At 38.4% G+C, this 18,119-nt stretch carries 18 protein-coding genes; 6 read left to right on the forward strand and 12 right to left on the reverse strand.

Annotated features, from left to right (window positions below; all coding sequences use genetic code 11):
- Positions 1-47: 47 nt before the first annotated feature.
- The 3 genes from recR to dnaX are packed head-to-tail and all read right to left on the reverse strand — an operon-like array spanning position 48 to position 2,749.
- Complete coding sequence (gene recR, locus AB3I00_RS07345; protein WP_368025002.1) at positions 48-644, reverse strand: recombination mediator RecR; 597 nt, start codon at positions 642-644, stop codon at positions 48-50.
- Between the two features lie 24 nt (positions 645-668).
- Positions 669-983: a YbaB/EbfC family nucleoid-associated protein gene (locus tag AB3I00_RS07350; protein ID WP_368025003.1), complete on the reverse strand. Its 315-nt coding sequence runs from the start codon at positions 981-983 to the stop codon at positions 669-671.
- Between the two features lie 20 nt (positions 984-1,003).
- On the reverse strand, positions 1,004-2,749 hold the full coding sequence (gene dnaX / locus AB3I00_RS07355; RefSeq protein ID WP_002329005.1) for a DNA polymerase III subunit gamma/tau: 1,746 nt from the start codon (positions 2,747-2,749) through the stop codon (positions 1,004-1,006).
- Between the two features lie 214 nt (positions 2,750-2,963).
- On the opposite strand from dnaX, the gene AB3I00_RS07360 reads away from it, so the two are divergent.
- Genes AB3I00_RS07360 through AB3I00_RS07370 form a run of 3 tightly spaced genes read left to right on the forward strand, consistent with a single transcriptional unit; the run spans position 2,964 to position 6,214 of the window.
- Positions 2,964-4,211: an SPFH domain-containing protein gene (locus tag AB3I00_RS07360; RefSeq protein ID WP_368025004.1), complete on the forward strand. Its 1,248-nt coding sequence runs from the start codon at positions 2,964-2,966 to the stop codon at positions 4,209-4,211.
- A gap of 24 nt (positions 4,212-4,235) precedes the next feature.
- A complete protein-coding gene (locus AB3I00_RS07365; protein WP_368025005.1) occupies positions 4,236-5,420 on the forward strand; it encodes a TFIIB-type zinc ribbon-containing protein in 1,185 nt (394 codons plus the stop codon).
- Positions 5,417-6,214 (forward strand): TPM domain-containing protein, encoded by a 798-nt coding sequence (locus AB3I00_RS07370; protein WP_002315434.1) that lies wholly within the window; start codon positions 5,417-5,419, stop codon positions 6,212-6,214. Before AB3I00_RS07365 ends, AB3I00_RS07370 begins: the two co-directional genes overlap by 4 nt.
- Positions 6,215-6,596: 382 nt before the next feature.
- On the opposite strand, the gene AB3I00_RS07375 is transcribed toward AB3I00_RS07370, so the two are convergent.
- Positions 6,597-7,253: a Crp/Fnr family transcriptional regulator gene (locus AB3I00_RS07375; protein WP_002289231.1), complete on the reverse strand. Its 657-nt coding sequence runs from the start codon at positions 7,251-7,253 to the stop codon at positions 6,597-6,599.
- 192 nt (positions 7,254-7,445) lie between these two features.
- Between AB3I00_RS07375 and AB3I00_RS07380 the strand changes: the two genes are divergently transcribed.
- Together AB3I00_RS07380 and AB3I00_RS07385 are read left to right on the forward strand one after the other, a co-directional pair.
- Positions 7,446-7,724, forward strand: coding sequence for a hypothetical protein (locus tag AB3I00_RS07380; protein WP_002289230.1), 279 nt, complete (start codon positions 7,446-7,448; stop codon positions 7,722-7,724).
- A gap of 18 nt (positions 7,725-7,742) precedes the next feature.
- Positions 7,743-8,951 carry an MFS transporter gene (locus AB3I00_RS07385; protein WP_002315436.1) on the forward strand — a complete coding sequence of 403 codons (1,209 nt, stop codon included), beginning with the start codon at positions 7,743-7,745 and terminating at the stop codon, positions 8,949-8,951.
- Positions 8,952-9,027: 76 nt separating this feature from the next.
- On the opposite strand, the gene AB3I00_RS07390 is transcribed toward AB3I00_RS07385, so the two are convergent.
- The 7 genes from AB3I00_RS07390 to AB3I00_RS07420 form a co-directional block, all read right to left on the reverse strand.
- Positions 9,028-9,393, reverse strand: coding sequence for a DUF2512 family protein (locus tag AB3I00_RS07390; protein ID WP_002289228.1), 366 nt, complete (start codon positions 9,391-9,393; stop codon positions 9,028-9,030).
- A 156-nt stretch (positions 9,394-9,549) separates the two neighbouring features.
- On the reverse strand, positions 9,550-9,771 hold the full coding sequence (locus AB3I00_RS07395; RefSeq protein ID WP_002315437.1) for a hypothetical protein: 222 nt from the start codon (positions 9,769-9,771) through the stop codon (positions 9,550-9,552).
- A complete protein-coding gene (locus tag AB3I00_RS07400; RefSeq protein WP_086286550.1) occupies positions 9,764-11,014 on the reverse strand; it encodes an MFS transporter in 1,251 nt (416 codons plus the stop codon). Before AB3I00_RS07400 ends, AB3I00_RS07395 begins: the two co-directional genes overlap by 8 nt.
- An 845-nt stretch (positions 11,015-11,859) precedes the next feature.
- Positions 11,860-12,123 carry a type B 50S ribosomal protein L31 gene (locus tag AB3I00_RS07405; RefSeq protein ID WP_002290330.1) on the reverse strand — a complete coding sequence of 88 codons (264 nt, stop codon included), beginning with the start codon at positions 12,121-12,123 and terminating at the stop codon, positions 11,860-11,862.
- Positions 12,124-12,221: 98 nt separating this feature from the next.
- Positions 12,222-13,517 carry a transcription termination factor Rho gene (gene rho / locus AB3I00_RS07410; protein WP_002290332.1) on the reverse strand — a complete coding sequence of 432 codons (1,296 nt, stop codon included), beginning with the start codon at positions 13,515-13,517 and terminating at the stop codon, positions 12,222-12,224.
- Positions 13,514-14,785 (reverse strand): UDP-N-acetylglucosamine 1-carboxyvinyltransferase, encoded by a 1,272-nt coding sequence (locus AB3I00_RS07415; protein WP_070769984.1) that lies wholly within the window; start codon positions 14,783-14,785, stop codon positions 13,514-13,516. The genes rho and AB3I00_RS07415 overlap by 4 nt, the downstream gene beginning before the upstream one ends.
- A 164-nt stretch (positions 14,786-14,949) precedes the next feature.
- Entirely contained in the window at positions 14,950-15,819 is an 870-nt protein-coding gene (locus AB3I00_RS07420; RefSeq protein WP_002290335.1) for a class II fructose-bisphosphate aldolase, read from the reverse strand.
- 102 nt (positions 15,820-15,921) lie between these two features.
- On the opposite strand from AB3I00_RS07420, the gene AB3I00_RS07425 reads away from it, so the two are divergent.
- Positions 15,922-16,134, forward strand: coding sequence for a hypothetical protein (locus AB3I00_RS07425; RefSeq protein ID WP_080263695.1), 213 nt, complete (start codon positions 15,922-15,924; stop codon positions 16,132-16,134).
- Here the strand turns inward: AB3I00_RS07425 and AB3I00_RS07430 are convergent.
- A complete protein-coding gene (locus AB3I00_RS07430; RefSeq protein WP_002310226.1) occupies positions 16,111-17,721 on the reverse strand; it encodes a CTP synthase in 1,611 nt (536 codons plus the stop codon). The two genes, AB3I00_RS07425 and AB3I00_RS07430, sit on opposite strands and share 24 nt — an antisense overlap.
- Positions 17,722-18,119 lie beyond the last annotated feature (398 nt).

Consider the following 18,119-nt stretch of genomic DNA (forward strand, 5'->3'; position numbering starts at 1 on the left):
CTTATGCTGCTTCTATATTGTATCTGAAAAAACATTTAATTAGAAATTTATAACTCGCGTCTTCCTTCGACAGCTTTCAATAACGTGACTTCATCTGCGTACTCGATATCAGAGCCTACAGACAACCCATGTGCTAAACGTGTTACTTTGATACCGGCTGGTTTAATTAGACGTGAGAGATACATTGCTGTTGCTTCTCCTTCTGTTGTCGCATTTGTTGCGATGATCACTTCTTTTACATCTGCATCATGCAGCCGCTGCAGCAGCGAAGAAATATTGATATCTTCTGGACCTGTCCCTTCCATCGGTGATAACACACCATGGAGTACATGATAAAGTCCGTGATATTCCCGCATTTTTTCCATCGCCACTACATCTTTCGGCTCTTCGACCACTAGGATAATGCTGCGATCACGTGAAGGGTTTCTACATATTTCGCAAGGATCTTCTTCTGTGATGTTTCCGCAGATACTGCAAAAGTGTAAATCTCGTTTTACACTTAACAAAGATTTAGCAAATTCATTCACTACTTCATCTTTCATATCGATTGTATAAAACGCGAGTCTTGTCGCTGTTTTCTGGCCGATTCCTGGAAGTTTCATATAGCTGTCGATCAGTTTCGCAATTGGTTCTGGATATTGCATATTCATTACTCCTTCAGTTTAAAACTAAAATCCTGGTAACCCTTTTGCGTATTTCCCTAATTTTTTCTCAGTTTCCACATCAATTTGTGTGATTGCGTCATTGACTGTCATTACGACAAGATCTTGAAGCATCTCAATATCATCAGGATCAACGACTTCTTCATTGATTTGGATATCTTTCATGCGGCGATCACCTGTAAATACGGCTTTGACCAATTCATTAGTGGCTTTACCTGTAAATTCTGTTTTATTTAGCAGCTCTTGTGCTTCCGCCATTTCTTTTTGCATTTTTTGTACTTGTTTCATCATGCCTTGCATATTGCCCATTCCACGCATCATAATTATCTACTCCTTTTTTCTTAGTCATCTACTACTGTAACAGCCTCGGAACCAAAAAGTTCCTCTGCTTTTACTACAAGTGTTTCTTCTGGTACTTCCTGTTCTTGAGGGAGTAATTCGATTTCTCCTTCTGATTCTTCAGAAGCAAAAGAATTTTCTGTTCCCTCTTCTTGTGCTTGCGTCAAATAATTTTTTCGAAGTTCCGGCCAACTTTCTCTTGTGATATAAACCGGATCAGGCGCATAGTCTTTGATCATTCGGCTTAAATTATTGTGTACCGAAAGCTGCAGTTCTTCGTCGTTTGCTGCTCTTTGACAAACAATCTCATAATCAAATGCAATCACTAATCCTGTAGGGCCAGCTGCAACTGGTTCACTTGCTTTAAGCATTGCCCGCTGAGTGACAGAGAGGCTCATCAGCAAATCTTCCCATACTTCTTTTACTTGGTTCAGATGCTGTCTTGTCGCTTCCCGCAGAACTTTATATACCCGTTCCGTCGGTACCCGATACGTACTTGTTTGTTTTTTGTGATTCGTCTGCTGTACTGGCTGTACTTTTGTATTCGCAGTTCCTGTGTTACTGCGAAGTTCTTTGATTTCGTTTCTCAGTTCCTTGATCTCTTGTTGCAGCTGTTTTACTATCTGATCATCTGCTGATGCCATTTTTGCTGAAGGAACAGAAGCAGACGGTAGCTGTGCGAGTTTGACTGTAGCGACTTCCAAATAAATAGCGGCACTATTAGTAAATCGGATTTCATTTTGTGTATCGCTCAAAATCTTTATCATTGAAAATAGCTGTTCCGCTGAAACAGTTTGTGCCAATTCTGTAAATGTACTTCTGATCGTACTTGATTGTTCCTCAACTAGATTGGGCGCTTGCTGATACATCAGCAGATCACGGCAGTATTGTAACATGTCCTCTAGAAAGCGACGTGATTCTTTGCCAGCTGCGAGAATTTGATTCAACGCTTCCAATGCTTCTGGTACTTCTTTTTTCACGCAAGCACTCAAGTAGCTGTCCATCATTTCGTCTGTCAAGCTGCCTGTTACTTGCATGGCATCATCTAAAGTAATCGTTCCTTCACTAAATGAGATTGCCTGATCGAGAATACTCAATGCATCCCGCATCCCGCCTTCTGCGGAACGGGCAATCACATTCAATGCAGCTGGTTCATAGCTGATAGTCGATTCTTTTAAGATAAATTCAAGATGTTCGACAATATCTGCCGTATTGATCCGTTTAAAATCAAATCGTTGGGTTCGTGAAATGATCGTAGCTGGTATTTTGTGAGGTTCGGTCGTTGCTAAGATGAATATGACACTTTCTTTTGGCTCTTCCAATGTTTTCAACAAGGCATTGAAAGCTCCTGTTGAAAGCATATGTACCTCATCAATAATGTACACTTTGTACGCTGCCTTTGTAGGCGCATAATTTGCCCGATCACGGATAAATCGGATTTCTTCGACTCCATTATTGCTGGCAGCATCGATTTCGATCACATCTTCTTGCGTACCAGCAGTGATTGATCGACACATTTCGCATTCGTTGCATGGTTCACCGTCTTTACTGTTCGGACAGTTGATTGCTTTTGCGAAAATCTTTGCTGCACTTGTCTTTCCGGTTCCTCTGGGTCCTGTAAACAAATAGGCATGTGAGGTTTTGTGGGAAACAATAGCATTTTTTAGTGTCTGTGTCACAGCTTTTTGTCCAACGATGTCTTCGAAACGCTGCGAACGCCAGACTCGATAAAGTGCTTGATATGCCATAAGGATCCCCCTTTTTTAAAAAATTCACTATCTCTTATTATACGTGATATTGGGGAAAAAAACTACTATCCTTCTCGGCTTTTTCAGGTATTTAATCAATACGCAAGTTTCCATTTCAATTCCGTCTCTAGTCCGAGAAGTTTCACTTCTTCCTATGGTATAATAAATAAACAATAATTGTTTGGCATTAGCTGAATCAGAGGAGGAATTTTTTATGGGTCTTATCAAAGCAGCAACAAGTATGGTCGGCGGCGGTCTGGCAGATCAATGGCTAGAAGTCATCGAACCAGACAATATGAGTGATACAACGGTTATGACGAAAGGTGTCAAAGTTCGCAAAGGTGACAAACGTGGCTCCAATCGTAAAGGAACAGAAGATGTTTTGACAGACGGAACAGTCGTCCATGTCTATCCAAACATGATGATGCTTTTAGTCGATGGTGGAAAAATCATTGATTATACCGCTGAGGAAGGGTATTACACCATTAAAAACGACGCAGCTCCTTCCATGTTCAACGGAACACTGAAAGAAGCAATTGCTGAAACATTTGACCGATTTAAATTTGGTGGCGTTACACCGCAGAAACAACAAGTTTTTTATATCAACCTCCAAGAAATAAAGGGAATCAAATTCGGTACGAGTGCGCCATTGAACTACTTTGATAATTTCTATAACGCAGAATTATTCTTACGGGCACATGGTACTTATTCTATTCATGTCGTTGACCCGATTTTATTTTATACAAACGCAATTCCTAAAAACAAAACACAAGTAGAAATCAATGATATCAACGAGCAATACTTAGCTGAATTCCTAACAGCATTGCAATCAGCAATCAATCAGATGTCTGCGGATGGACAACGGATTTCTTATGTACCATCTAAGAGTCTGGAGTTAAGCAAATACATGGATACTGCACTGGATGATTCTTGGCGCGAGTTGCGAGGGATGGAGATCGTCTCTGTCGCTGTGGCCAGCATTTCTTACACAGATGATTCTGTGAAACTAATCAATATGCGTAACGAAGGGGCGATGCTAGGTGATCCTAGTGTGCGTGAAGGATACGTGCAAGGTTCCATTGCCCGTGGAATGGAAGCAGCCGGAAAAAATGAAGCCGGAGCAATGACTGGCTTTATGGGCGTAGGTATGGGAATGAATGCAAATGGCTCTTACCTTTCCCAAGCGGCTCAAAACAACCAAGAACAAATCAAGCAACAAGCTGAAAAACAAAATCAACAAGCCGCACAAGGGAATGCAGATACTTGGACGTGTCCAGTCTGTGGGACAGAAAATTCCGGAAAATTCTGTTCCAACTGTGGCGCTGCCAAACCAGTAGAAAACGCTCAGCCTAAGCTACAGATGCGTTGCAGCGAATGCAACGAAATTGTGGATCTTTCCAACGGTATCCCTAAATTCTGTCCAAACTGCGGCAAACCGTTTAAAGGAATCCCCGTTGATTAATTTATTGAGAAAGGTGTGCAGCTGATGGATGTTCTGACACATAAATGTCCTAATTGCGGCGGTCCGTTGACTTTTGATCCTAAAGACCAAAAATTTCATTGCGAATACTGCCTGAATATCTATACCGAAGAAGAAGTCAGCCAATATGAGCAGAAGCAAAAAGAAGCGCGTATGGCTGGCGAAGAGAACAAAGAAGAACCTTCGCCTACAGAAGATTTTACTTTTACAGCCCAAGAACAGCTTACCGACATGAGTGAAGCCGAGCGCAAAGCGTTTGACGAGGCAGGCGGTTTTTCAGATACAGCGGACGAAGCTGCAGGTAATACTGTAGCGATGGATCTTTTCCTTTGTCCCAACTGTGGTGCAGAGATTGTGACCGATGCGACCACTGCTGCGACTTATTGTTACTACTGCCATAATCCAGTCGTACTATCGGGACGTTTAAGCGGAGAATTCTTGCCAAACAAAGTACTTCCTTTTGCTGTCGAGAAAGAAGAAGCAATCAATAGATTTCTCGCTTGGACCAAGAAAAAATGGTTTGTTCCAAAAGCTTTTTTCAATAAAGACCAAATCGATAAGCTGACGGGTGTATATTTCCCTTATTGGACTACAGATGCTGAAGTAGATGGCATAATGCAGGCAAACGGCACCGTTATCCGCATTTGGCGAATAGGTGACATCGAATACACAGAAACGAAGCAATTTGCTGTTTCAAGAGCAGGCAAGCTTTCTTTTAAAGAACTAGTAAAAAATGCCTTATCAAAAAATACGCAACAAAAGATGGTCGAAGGTGTGCAACCTTTCCCGTTAGATAAAGCAATTGATTTTAAAAGCCAGTATTTAGCCGGGTTCCAAGCAGAAAAAAGAGATATCGAATACGAGGCAATCAAATCGCAAATCCAATCTGAATTAAAAGACTATTCAGAGAAGCTGTTAAAAGATACTGCCAATGGGTATACAACATTGACAGGAGTCCGAACCTCTGCTTCAATCACAAATGAAGTAAATAATTACGTATTGTTGCCGGTATGGCTCGTTACTTATCGAAGCAATGACTCAAGTAAAAAAGTCTACTACTATGCAATGAATGGACAAACAGGAAAAGTCAGCGGTGTCCTGCCGATTAGCCAGAAAAAATTAGGACTGACTGCTCTTGGGATTTTCGTTGGATTAGCGATCCTCTTTCTGATCGGAGGTTACTTGATATGATGAAAAAATTCTTTTTGTTCTTTCTTTTGCTAGTAAGTGTTAGTTGGCCAGTGGCTACTCATGCGGATACAGCGACGGTAAATGACGAGGCTGGGTTGTTCACTACAGATCAAATCCAATCTTTGGAACAACAGGCAGAAAAGCTGAATGAAAAAATCAAAGGACGAGTCTTGATCGTCACAACTACTTCTAATTCAGAAGAACCAAGAGACTTTGCCGATAATTACTTAAGAAAGGCAGTCGGAAATGATCAAAATGGCTCAGTTTTGCTATTGGATATGGGACAGCGTGAAATCTACATTTCGACTTCTGGTAATATGATCGATTATTTGACTGACAGTAGAATCGATTCGATCTTAGATGATGTTTATGATCAGATGACGAATGCTGCCTACTACGATGCTGCAAAAGCGTACTTGTCTAAATCAGCCACATATGTGGAAGACGGAGTTCCAGGAGGACATTATCGTGTAGATGAAGAAACTGGCAAAATCACACGCTATAAAGTTTTGACGACAGTGGAAATCATCATTGCTGTTGTTTTGGCTCTTATCCTTAGTCTTGTCTTTTATTTTGTGACTGTTTCGCGTTATCAATTGAAATCAGGCATCTACAAATATCCGTTCCGAGAAAAATCCAGTATCAAATTAACTGAAAAAACCGATCGTCTGACAAATTCTTTTGTCACGACAAGAAGAATCCCCAAAAGCCCACCTCCTGGAAGCGGCGGTGGCGGAAGTACTACCCACTCTAGCGGTGGCGGGACTTTTGGCGGTGGCGGAAGAAGTTTCTAAAAATAGCTAAATGAATGTTCGCAAAAAGGGCTGTGACACGATTTTTGTCATAGCCCTTTTGTTGCGAATAAACGGTGTTCAAAAGCTTGCATCTGCGGTAATAAGTCCAGCCAAGTTAAAAACATTAGGAGCTGTTTTTACTTGGCTCTTCTTATTACTTGATGCAGAACAGCTTTTTTACAACCTCTTGGTAAACGGTGTTCAATCAGCTGACCCTCGGTATTAGCTCAAAAAGCTGATTTCACAACCTCTTATTCACGGTGTTCCAGAAGTAGCTTCTTCGGAAATAAGCCGAAATTTTTCAAAAAATTTGAGTAACAATTTTCGGAAATTCCTTCTTATTTCTTGAAGCTGCCCACTTCTGTCACAACCTCTTTGTTCATCAAAAGATAATATTGTCTTCTAACAAGTCCATATTCAAAATAACGATATGATGATCTTTCACTGTGATAATACCATCTTTTTTCAACTGCTTTAAAATTCTGTTCACACTGCTAGCAGTTGAAATACCACAAAATTTGGCGATTTCTTCATTTGTGATCGAAAAATCGATCAGCATCCCCTCTTCTGTTCGCACGCCGAATAAATCATATAATTCGTAAAGTTGCGTACAAACAGCTCCCAGTTTTCCATTTAACAGCATTTGTTGCATTTTTTTCATCGAATAAAGCAAGCGATAGCGGTAATACTCTTTTACATAGTGTTGTAGCTTTGGATCTTGGTTGATATTTTGCCAAAATCGCACACGATTGATTCGATAAAACTCTGCATATTCTGATTCAACTCGAATATTATACGGCGAATCGATGAATTGTGAATATTCGTCTTTTAAAAGAGAGACGATTTCAAGATCTTTGATATAGCGAAGGTTAAATTCTCTCCCATCATTTGAAATAACACTTGCTTTTACCGTTCCCTCTTTCAAGATATACGTATGGGAATCTTCCATCCCTTCGAATGTCAAATATTTATGATATCCTTTGCGTATTATCGGAAAATCATTTTTATCCAAATATTCCTTTAAGACTCTACTATCCAATGATGCTCCCCCATCCAAACTTTCATCTAAAAAGATCATACAGTACTTTAAAACTTTTTAAAGTCCAAAGGTATTTTACTAATGATATTAACATTTGTTAAGTACCTTTTTCTATCACTTATGCGATTTTTTTCCTTTTTTTTATTCGTTATACTGCAGAAGTAAAATTTTTTAAGAATAGAGGGAAAAAACATGAATTACTGGATGAACACAATCATTAATCGATTAGAAACAGCGTATCAAACAAGATTTGACATGAAAGCTTCTTTAGTCTTTTTAAATGATGCGTATCAAAACTCGATCGAATTGATCAAAGCAGTGGATGAGAATCCAACAAACGAATGCGAAGAATTTTTAAACCTGTTTATGTCTACACGGGATTTATTTATTCGCCAACTTGTTGATCGCTATCCATCCAATTATCACGATGTAGAAGTCCAAATACAAAAATTAAAAGCATATTCAGCTTAAGGGGAATGTATAACATACATGGAAAAGAAATTATTTAATAAATATTTTATCGGAATCACATTGATCAATTTTATTGTCTACCTGATTTATTATCTGTTGATGGTCATCATGGCAGTCATTGCGCAAGACACATTACACGCCAGCTTGAGCCAAGCAGGTTTTGCTTCTGGAATATATATCATCGGAACATTGCTGGCACGCTTATTCATGGGGAAACAGTTAGAACTATTTGGTCGGAAGTTTACCTTAAGAGGCGGCGCGATTTTCTATCTTCTGACAACATTAGCTTATCTTTATACACCAACTATCGGGGCATTGTATTTAGTTCGATTCTTGAATGGATTTGGTTACGGTACAGTTTCTACAGCTACAAATGCTATCGTTACTGCATATATCCCTGCATCTAAAAAAGGGGAAGGCATCAATTATTACGGATTAAGTACTAGTTTAGCTGCCGCTGTTGGACCATTTTTAGGAATGATTTTGCTGAACATGACTGACTTTCGTTTCATTATTTGGTTTTCAATTGTACTGGTCTTCTTTGTTACGATTGCCTGCCTTGTCTTTCCTGTAAAAAATATTCCATTATCTGAAGAACAAAAAACATCTCTTCGTTCATGGAATATCAATAGTTTTATTGAAAAGAAAGCACTTTTCATTACAGGAATCGCCTTTTTGATGGGTCTTTCTTATTCAAGTGTTTTATCATTTTTATCTTCTTATACAAAAGTAATCCACTTAGTTGCTGCTGGGTCATTTTTCTTCGTCGTATATGCTTTGGTCATCACATTTACACGTCCATTGACTGGAAGGATTTTCGATGTCAAAGGAGAACAATACGTGATGTATCCTAGCTATTTATTCTTAACAGCAGGATTATTTTTACTGAGTGTAACGACAAATAGTGTGACATTGCTTATTTCTGGAGCATTAGTCGGCTTAGGTTATGGTACGTTCATGTCAAATGGACAAGCTGTCTGTTTGAAGATCGTAAAAGAACACCGCATCAGTATTGCTTTGTCTACCTACTTTATTGGTTTAGACCTAGGCTTAGGGGTTGGTCCTTATTTGATGGGGATGCTAAAATCTCTTACTTCATTTAGAGGATTGTATGTGATTGCCGGAGTCATTCCATTGATATGTACAGCGCTCTATCTCGCTAATGGCCGAAAACATAGTCATGAAGCAGAGGGCGAATTGATTGAATCATTGAAAAATGAAATTTAATCTTGATGAATAGATAAAAAAACCGTTCAGATCTGAAAATGATCTGAGCGGTTTTTTGATAAAAACAACTGATGCTTTATTCCATTTTTCGTTCGTCTGGTACGATTCCTTGACTTAACAACCACTTGTGGAAGAACCATTCTGCCACACCGATCAATAGAGCAGGAATCAAGACTTTCATCCAAATATCGACTGTATCATTCATAAAGTATAGATAGAGCCACAAGATAACTGCAGCTGAACCAGCATCTGCGATCGTCGCTGCGATGTTCCCTACTTTACGTAAGATCAACAGATCCCCTAGCACATAGATCATCACTACGATAATTACTCCAACAATCGTTGAATCCATAAAGCTAACACCGTATAAACCGGTCAGCACGACCCACAGAATTGCCCAGATCATGATTGCCTTCACTACCAACGCCTTCACATGTTTCATTTTCTGCACTCCTTTCTCCTGGATAAAAAAGTAAGATTATCTAACAAGATAACCTTTTCATTATTATACCATCGGCTAAGAGAAGCGAGCAAAGATAAGGTCCTATCTAAGAAAATGAAAAAATGGGAAAACACCTTAGAATATTCACGCAATAATTCATCCATACAGACATTCGATATGGTGTTCCTTTACTTTCTCATACTGTTCTTTTGCCAGTTCGTTACTTGTCACCAGATAATCGATTTCATGAAAAGCAATGGCTTGATGCATGAATTTATGTGCGATTTTTTGCTGTGTAACTAAAACGGCAAGCCGGTCTGCTTGTTTTCTATTTTTAGGTAAATGGTTTTTTACTAGAAATAAGTCCTCATCATTCAATCGAACTTTTTTTCCAAGCTATTAAGATGGGAGAAACAACAGTTAAAAAAAGAAGACCACTTAAGGATACTACAGAAATAAGTCCTATGGTTTGGATCAAAAATCCATAAATAATATAACCTAAAGAGACAAAAATATTAGTCAAATAATTAATTGTATTAATCGCTTGAACCTTCTCTTCTTCTGGGAATTGGGCCAAAAAATGCTTCATGGAAATGATAGTAAAAATTGCTGTTATTGCTGTAAATAAACTATATATTACAAAAAAATTATTCAAATAAGATTCATAAAACATAAGAATAATGAAAAAAAGTAAGAAAAAACCTGAAATCAACAGACTAGATATTCTTAGCACAAATACATCATTCTTTTCTTGATAAATTCCCAATGCAATAAAAGAAAAAATCCCTTCGATTATTGTGATAATAGTCATAGATAAGCCAATCACTACCGAAGACGATAAATCAATTTGATCAAAACTGTAAATCATTATGACGTCTTTATTTGATAAGAATACCATGCTAGAAACAATCAAGATAAGTAGAAGTGGAGCCAATTGCTTTTGACTTCTTAAGTCGCCTAATTTATTTCTGTAAATTTCTAAAAAACTTACTTTGTCAGTCAATTTATTTTCTTTCGGGCGAATAGTCATAGAAAAACAGAAACAACTTGTTGTTATAAAAGTGACCGATATAAAAACAATTGTTCTTTCTATGGACCAGATACTATAGATGATTCCTCCAATTAAAGGAGATAAAATTTTCATTATTAGAACCATCATTTGAGTGGAAGTCGCTGATATTTCAATCATATCTTTATCCTCAAATATTTCTGATAATATCGGTATACAACCACCTAAATAGAAGACCTCAAAAATTCCAAGGCCAACAAGCAAAACGACAGGCACTATAATTGAAGTTATTTCCATTGAACTGTACAAAAAATAGATTATTATGCCTAAAAATCCTACAGCGACACTAGAAATTCCCATAATGTACCTTTTGTCATATTTTTCATTAATGAATCCGGATATCGGAGAAAATACAATATTAAAAATACTAGAAGCTGCTACTGCTACAGAGAATATGAGCGCTGATCCTGTTTCTCTTAAAACATCTAGCACTAAAATAAATTGCAGAACTTGACTACTCATAAATAGAATCATTGTTGCTAGAGAATTTTTTAGGTAATTTTTTTCTTTCTTGATATTAATTATTTTTACCTTCACTTTGTTTCCTTCCATCTTCTTCCCTCCTAATATTCAGCTATTATGGATCTTATTCTTCTTTTGGATCAATCAGTTTTTCACACTAAATGGCTACGTGTATTGCTTAATATAAAAATAAATAACACAACATTTTTTTGATAAATAGTTTAAACTTCGTTTTTATCCAACAAAAATCATAACATACTCAAATTATATTTACTATATAACTTATAAAAATAACAAATAAAAAACAAACGAACATCCATTACTATGATGAATTCGCTGACAACACTTAATTGCTATAAACTTGAATACAAAAAACAGAATCCTCTTAAAGAGAATCTCGTTAAATATCGATACCTCAATTTGAATCTATCAATGGATCGAAAACAATCAGTTCTTCTGCGATCAATTGATCAAACCTCATAAAAAAACTCCCCCCCCCACAAAAAAATGTTAACGTTTTCTTGAAGCTGAGGTCAGTATAGTATCGCTAGCTGTACCGTTCAATATTATGAATGAACAGAGGAAAAAGACCCATCATTCGCGTGTATAAGTCATTAAAATGAACGATTCAGCTCACAAACAATCGCAAGTCTATAACAAAACAAAAAGCCTTCCTTGAAAGGAAAGCTTAGCTTCTAATTTTAGGTAAATGGATTTTTACTTCGAAATACCCCCTCTTCATTTCGTTAATATAAGGTGTTTTTATCAAGTGGATAATTAAAACTATATATTAGTTTTTTCATTGTTTTGTGCATTATGATTCTATGTCTTTTTCAGCATCAAACGAAGTTTTAAATTGGCAAAAAACGCAAAAAAAAAAAAACAGACTATCCCTATCGGATAGTCTGCTAAACGTTGAGTTATCAGCGTTTTTATTATTCCGCAGCGTTTGCGTCTTTGAGACCGTATTTTTTGTTGAAACGGTCCACACGTCCGTCTGCTTGTGTGAATTTTTGACGTCCAGTGTAGAATGGATGTGAGTCAGAAGTTACTTCGACACGGATGACTGGGTATGTATTACCGTCTTCCCATTCAACTGTTTCTTGTGAAGTTTTTGTTGAACCTGACAAGAATTTGAAACCAGTTGTTGAATCCATGAATACTACTGGGTGGTAATCTGGATGGATGTTTTCTTTCATGATTTTTTCGCTCCTTTGCCCTGCTCCATTTGCTGAACCAGAGTTGATTTGTCGATTTACAACATTAACATCTTAACATGTTTCAGTCAAGGTTGCAATTATCTTTTCAGATTTCTGGTCGGATTTTTTTTACCAAAGGAGACATCTTGAAATTCTTTGAAAAATTGCTGATTGTTTTTTGTTTTACGCAAAAAGCGGATCAGTTGTTCCGTATATTCTAATGAATCTCCAGTCATATTTTTTCGAAGTTTCCAAATTTCTTCTAGTTCTTCACTTGGCATCAATAATTCTTCTTTTCGGGTACCTGATTTTTTGATATCGATGGCTGGGAAGATCCGACGTTCGGATAACTCGCGTGAAAGTTGTAATTCTAGATTTCCAGTTCCTTTGAATTCTTCATAGATCACGTCATCCATGCGGCTTCCTGTATCGACTAAAGCGGTCGCTAAAATCGTCAAACTGCCACCTTCTTCGATGTTTCTTGCCGCCCCGAAAAATTTCTTAGGTTTATACAATGCGGCTGGGTCAATCCCGCCACTCAATGTACGTCCGCTTGGTGGAACGACTAAGTTATAGGCCCGAGCAAGTCTAGTAATACTATCCATCAAGATAACGACATCTCGTTTATCTTCGACCAAACGCATGGCGCGTTCCAATACTAATTCAGAAACTCGAGTATGGTTTTGCGGCTGCAGATCAAATGTAGAAGATACCACGTCGCCTTTCACGCTTCGTTCTAAATCCGTTACTTCTTCCGGACGTTCATCAATCAGTAGAACGATCAATTCTACTTCCGGATAGTTTTCGGTGATACCATTTGCGATTTCTTTTAATACAGAAGTTTTCCCTGCTTTTGGTGGTGCGACGATCAATCCACGCTGACCAAAACCGATTGGAGAGAAGATATCGATCATTCGGGTAGATAGTCTTTGCGGTGTTGTTTCCAGTTGAAGCTGTCTTTGCGGATAAAGAGGTGTTAAGGCTGGAAAATGCGGACGTTCTTTTGCTTCTTCCGGATCTTTTCCATTAACGCTTTCCACGTGCATCAAACCATAATAACGTTCCGATTCTTTAGGTGGACGGGCTTTTCCTGCCACTTTGTCCCCATTTCTCAAACTGAATCGTCTGATTTGTGAGGCAGAAATATAGATATCTTCTGCACTTGGTCCATAGTTAATTGGCCGTAAAAAACCGTAACCATCTTGACCAACGATATCTAATATCCCTTCCATATAATAAAATCCTTGTTTCTCAGCTTGTGCACGAATCACAGCTAGAGATAATTCCTTTTTGTTCATCTTACTGTAATAAGGAATTTTAAATTCTTTGGCATAACTATAAACTTCTTTTAACGTTTTGTTCTCTAGTTCTGCCATTGTCAAATAATCGCTCATTCAGCTCCCACTTCCTCTATCATTTCGATTGATGCCCCTAAGGCTGTTAGTTTCTCGATAATATGATCATAACCGCGTAAGATATAATCTACGTTATAAATCGTCGTTGTTCCTTCTGCTAATAGTCCGGCAATCACTAAACAAGCACCTGCCCGAAGATCGGAAGCCACGACTTCTGTCCCGTGAAGTTTATTTGGACCATTCACGATGATCATATTTCCTTCCACGGTAATATCAGCGCCCATTCGAGCTAATTCAGGCACGTGATTCACCCGTTTCGCATAGATCGTATCGATGATTTCTGAAGTGCCTGCGGTCATCAATAGCAACGCAGTGAGTGGTTGCTGCAGATCTGTGGCAAATCCTGGATAAGGATAGGTCATGATATTTGCGGCTTTTAATTCTTTTGAGGGGTAAACTTCGATTTCATCTTCGCTGATTTTCATATGGACGCCAATTTCCTGCAATTTTGCTATAAAACTTTCCAAATGTTCAAAAATCACATTTTTCACTTTGATACCTTTTCCTGCTGCAGCTGCTAATGCCAGATAGGTTCCTGCTTCGATACGGTCAGGAATCATGAAATGACGACAGCCATGTAATGCTTCGACTCCTTCGATACGGATCACATCTGTACCCGCTCCTCGAACTTTTGCCCCCATATTATTCAGTAAAGTTGCCACGTCGATGATTTCCGGTTCTCGTGCAGCGTTTTCAATTACTGTCTGTCCCTTTGCTTTTACAGCAGCTAACATCACATTGATTGTAGCTCCGACTGAAACCACGTCCATAAAAATCCGATTGCCATGCAACTCTTCATTTTTTGTCCGTAAATACATGGCACCATGTTCATTTGTCACTTCAGCACCTAGAGCTTCAAATCCTTTGACGTGTAAATCAATCGGTCTAGGACCTAAATAACAGCCTCCAGGCAGACCTACTACCGCTTCGCCAAATTTACCAAGCAGTGTTCCCATAAAATAATAAGACGCACGCAAACTATTGATTTTTCCGTGCGGCATCGGAACCGATACGATTTCCCGCGGATCAATTTCTAATATGTTGTTGGAAAAATGGACCGTTGCGCCCATGATCTCTAATATTTCAATTAATGAATGAACATCTTGTATGTCCGGCACACCTTCCAAAATCACTGGGGAATCAGCTAAGATTGCAGCTGGAATCAATGCGACTGCACTATTTTTTGCACCGCTGATCGTTACTTCACCAGCTAAAGGTTGGTTTCCTTTGATTACGATTTTTTTCATCTGTTTCCACCTTGTTTATTAATCTTTTTTCATGGATATGCTTGTATTTTATCATAGATAAAAAAAAGAAACGAGCATGGTCTGCCGTTTTAAGTAAAAAAGAATGGAGAACGACTTCAAAAGTCGTTCTCCATTCCTATACATCGTATCTGTTATGTGGATGCTTACGCTTTGTTAGCTGAACCAAACCAGTCGATATGAGCTTTCGCATCTTCAACGATTGCTGCTTTACCTGGAGCTAATAATTTACGAGGGTCGAATCCTTTACCTTCTTTATCTTTACCAGCTTCGATATATTTACGAGTAGCTGCAGCAAATGATAATTGGAATTCAGTGTTAACATTTACTTTTGAGATACCCATTGAGATAGCTTTTTCGATTTGATCTTGAGGAATACCTGATCCGCCATGTAATACTAAAGGCATGTCTGGACCTACAGCATCAGCAATTGCTTGTAAGTGGTCAAATGCTAATCCTTTCCAGTTTTCTGGATATTGACCGTGGATGTTACCGATACCGCAAGCTAAGTAGTCGATACCTGTAGCAACCATTTGTTTGCATTCTTCGATGTCAGCTAATTCGCCGTTACCGATGATTCCGTCTTCTTCTCCGCCGATTGAACCAACTTCACATTCAACTGAGATACCTTTTGCGTGTGCTTTTTCAACAACGTCTTTAGCTAATTTCAAGTTTTCTTCGAATGGTAGATGTGAACCATCGAACATTACTGAAGTATAGCCTAGTTCGATACATTCCAAAGCAGCTTCGTAGTCACCATGGTCTAAGTGGATAGCAACTGGAACAGTGATGTTCATTGCTTCAACTAAATCAGTGATCAAATCTTTACAGATTTTGTAACCACCCATGTATTTAGCTGCACCCATTGATGTTTGGATAAGTACTGGTGCTTGTTTTGCTTCAGCCGCTTCAAGAATTGCTTGAGTCCATTCCAAGTTGTTTGTGTTGAACCCGCCGACAGCGTAACCGCCTTTACGAGCAGCTTTTAAAAATTCAGCTCCTGATACTACTGGCATAATAAAATTCCTCCTAAGTTTTGTAAAACTAAATTTGTTAAGACAATTCTTAACCAACGACCCTATTTTACCAAACATTTCGGTAGTTTTCTACTAAAATCAATGAAAATGAAAATTTTCAAGAAGTTTTTTGCAAAAAATAAAATGCTTAATCGCTCTTTACTCAAAAAAAGTCTTTTACTTCCTATCTTTTTTCCTATAAATAATAACAAATCAGAAAAAGAGAAAAGTGACAAGAAAATTGCTTATCCCCTTCTCTTGCTGCTTTTCTCTTTCTATCAAGCTAAAAAATTATTTTGTTTCATGATCTGCTAATGATGCTCCGACAAATGCTTTGATTAATTTTTGCGGACGATTTGGACGAGAAATCAATTCTGGGTGGAATTGGCATCCCACAAAGAATTTCTTCTCTGGCAGTTCTACGATTTCTACTAAACGGTTATCTGGTGAGACACCTGAAAAGACTAACCCTTGTTCTTCAAACATTTGACGATATTTGTTGTTGAACTCATAGCGGTGACGGTGGCGTTCTTGCACAACATCAGCTCCATCATATGCTTCAGCCGTCTTCGTTCCTTTTTTGATTTTACATGGGTATAATCCAAGGCGTAAAGTTCCACCCAAATTCTCGATGTTTTCCTGGTCAGCCATTAAATCAATAATGTTGTTTGCTGTATCTGGATTCGTTTCAGCTGATGCCGCATCTTCCAACCCAACGACGTTACGTGCAAATTCGACACAAGCCATCTGCATACCAAGACAAATCCCTAAAAACGGAACGTCATTTTCGCGAGCATAACGAATCGCTTCGATTTTCCCTTCTACTCCGCGATCGCCGAAACCGCCAGGAACTAAGATTCCATCTGCATCTTTCAAACGTTCTTCTACATTTTCTCTCGTTAATTCTTGTGCTTTGATCCAATCGATCTCGATATCTGAATTATAGGCGAATCCAGAATGTTTCAATGCTTCAACTACTGAGATATATGCATCTGGTAACTCGACGTATTTACCGACAAGTGCGATCCGTACTTTTTTCTTCAAGTTCAAGACACGTTCTTCTAATTCTTTCCATTCTGTCATGTCTGCTTCTGGTGTATCTAGTTTCAAATGGTCGCAAACGATTTGATCCATTCCTTGTGCTTGTAAAACTAACGGGATGGAGTAAAGTGTATCTACATCTGGCGACTCGATGACTGCTTCTGGCTCGACATCACAAAATTGTGCCAATTTGTTTTTCACGCTTTGAGAAACAGGTTGCTCTGTACGTACCACCAAAATATTCGGTTGGATACCTAAACCGCGTAGCTCTTTTACACTGTGCTGTGTTGGTTTAGTTTTCATTTCTCCAGCAGCTTTCAAGTAAGGGATCAATGTTGTGTGGATATACATGACATTATCTGTACCGACATCTGCTTTCATTTGACGAAGTGCTTCAAGGAATGGCAAAGATTCTATATCCCCTACCGTTCCTCCTACTTCTGTAATAATCACATCTGAATCAGTCATTTTAGCTGCCCGCATGATTTTTTCTTTGATCTCATTTGTAATATGAGGAATAACTTGAACTGTTGCTCCCAAGTATTCGCCCTTACGTTCTTTACGCAAAACTTCAGAATAGATTTTTCCTGTCGTCACGTTGGAGTATTTGTTCAAATTGATGTCAATAAAACGTTCGTAGTGGCCCAGATCCAAATCTGTTTCAGCACCATCATCTGTTACGAATACTTCTCCGTGCTGATATGGGCTCATCGTCCCTGGATCCACATTGATGTATGGATCAAATTTTTGGATAGTCACTTTTAAGCCGCGGTTTTTCAATAAGCGTCCTAAAGAAGCTGCAACAATCCCTTTTCCGATTGATGAAACGACACCGCCGGTCACAAAAATATATTTTGTCATAAGTTCAAAAACTCCTTTTTAATTTATGTGCAGGAAAAGTCTCAGAAAATAAACAAAGCTCCCTATTCTTCAATAAGAATAGGGAGCCGAAATTTCTGTAAACTTCTGACCCTTTAAAAGGGTGCCCAAGGTGTATAATACAAGCTGACTGAGGGAAAGTCAAGTACTCAAATGAAGGCTATCCGCTTACAATTTTTCTTTTTCGGTATCCTTTGAGAAATTATTTCTTAAGTCCTTTATGAGTGCAAAAAAATTTAACCCACATAGTAGGCTTGAGATAAACATGGCTAACGTTAAACTTAAGCAAATCAGGAAATCTTACTGAAAAATTTCAAGTGAAACAATAGATAAAAAAATAAGGAGGGCGACAAACGTCGTGCTCCCTTATTTCTAAATAA

Source organism: Enterococcus sp. C76, assembly GCF_040886985.1.
GTDB lineage: Bacteria > Bacillota > Bacilli > Lactobacillales > Enterococcaceae > Enterococcus_B > Enterococcus_B lactis.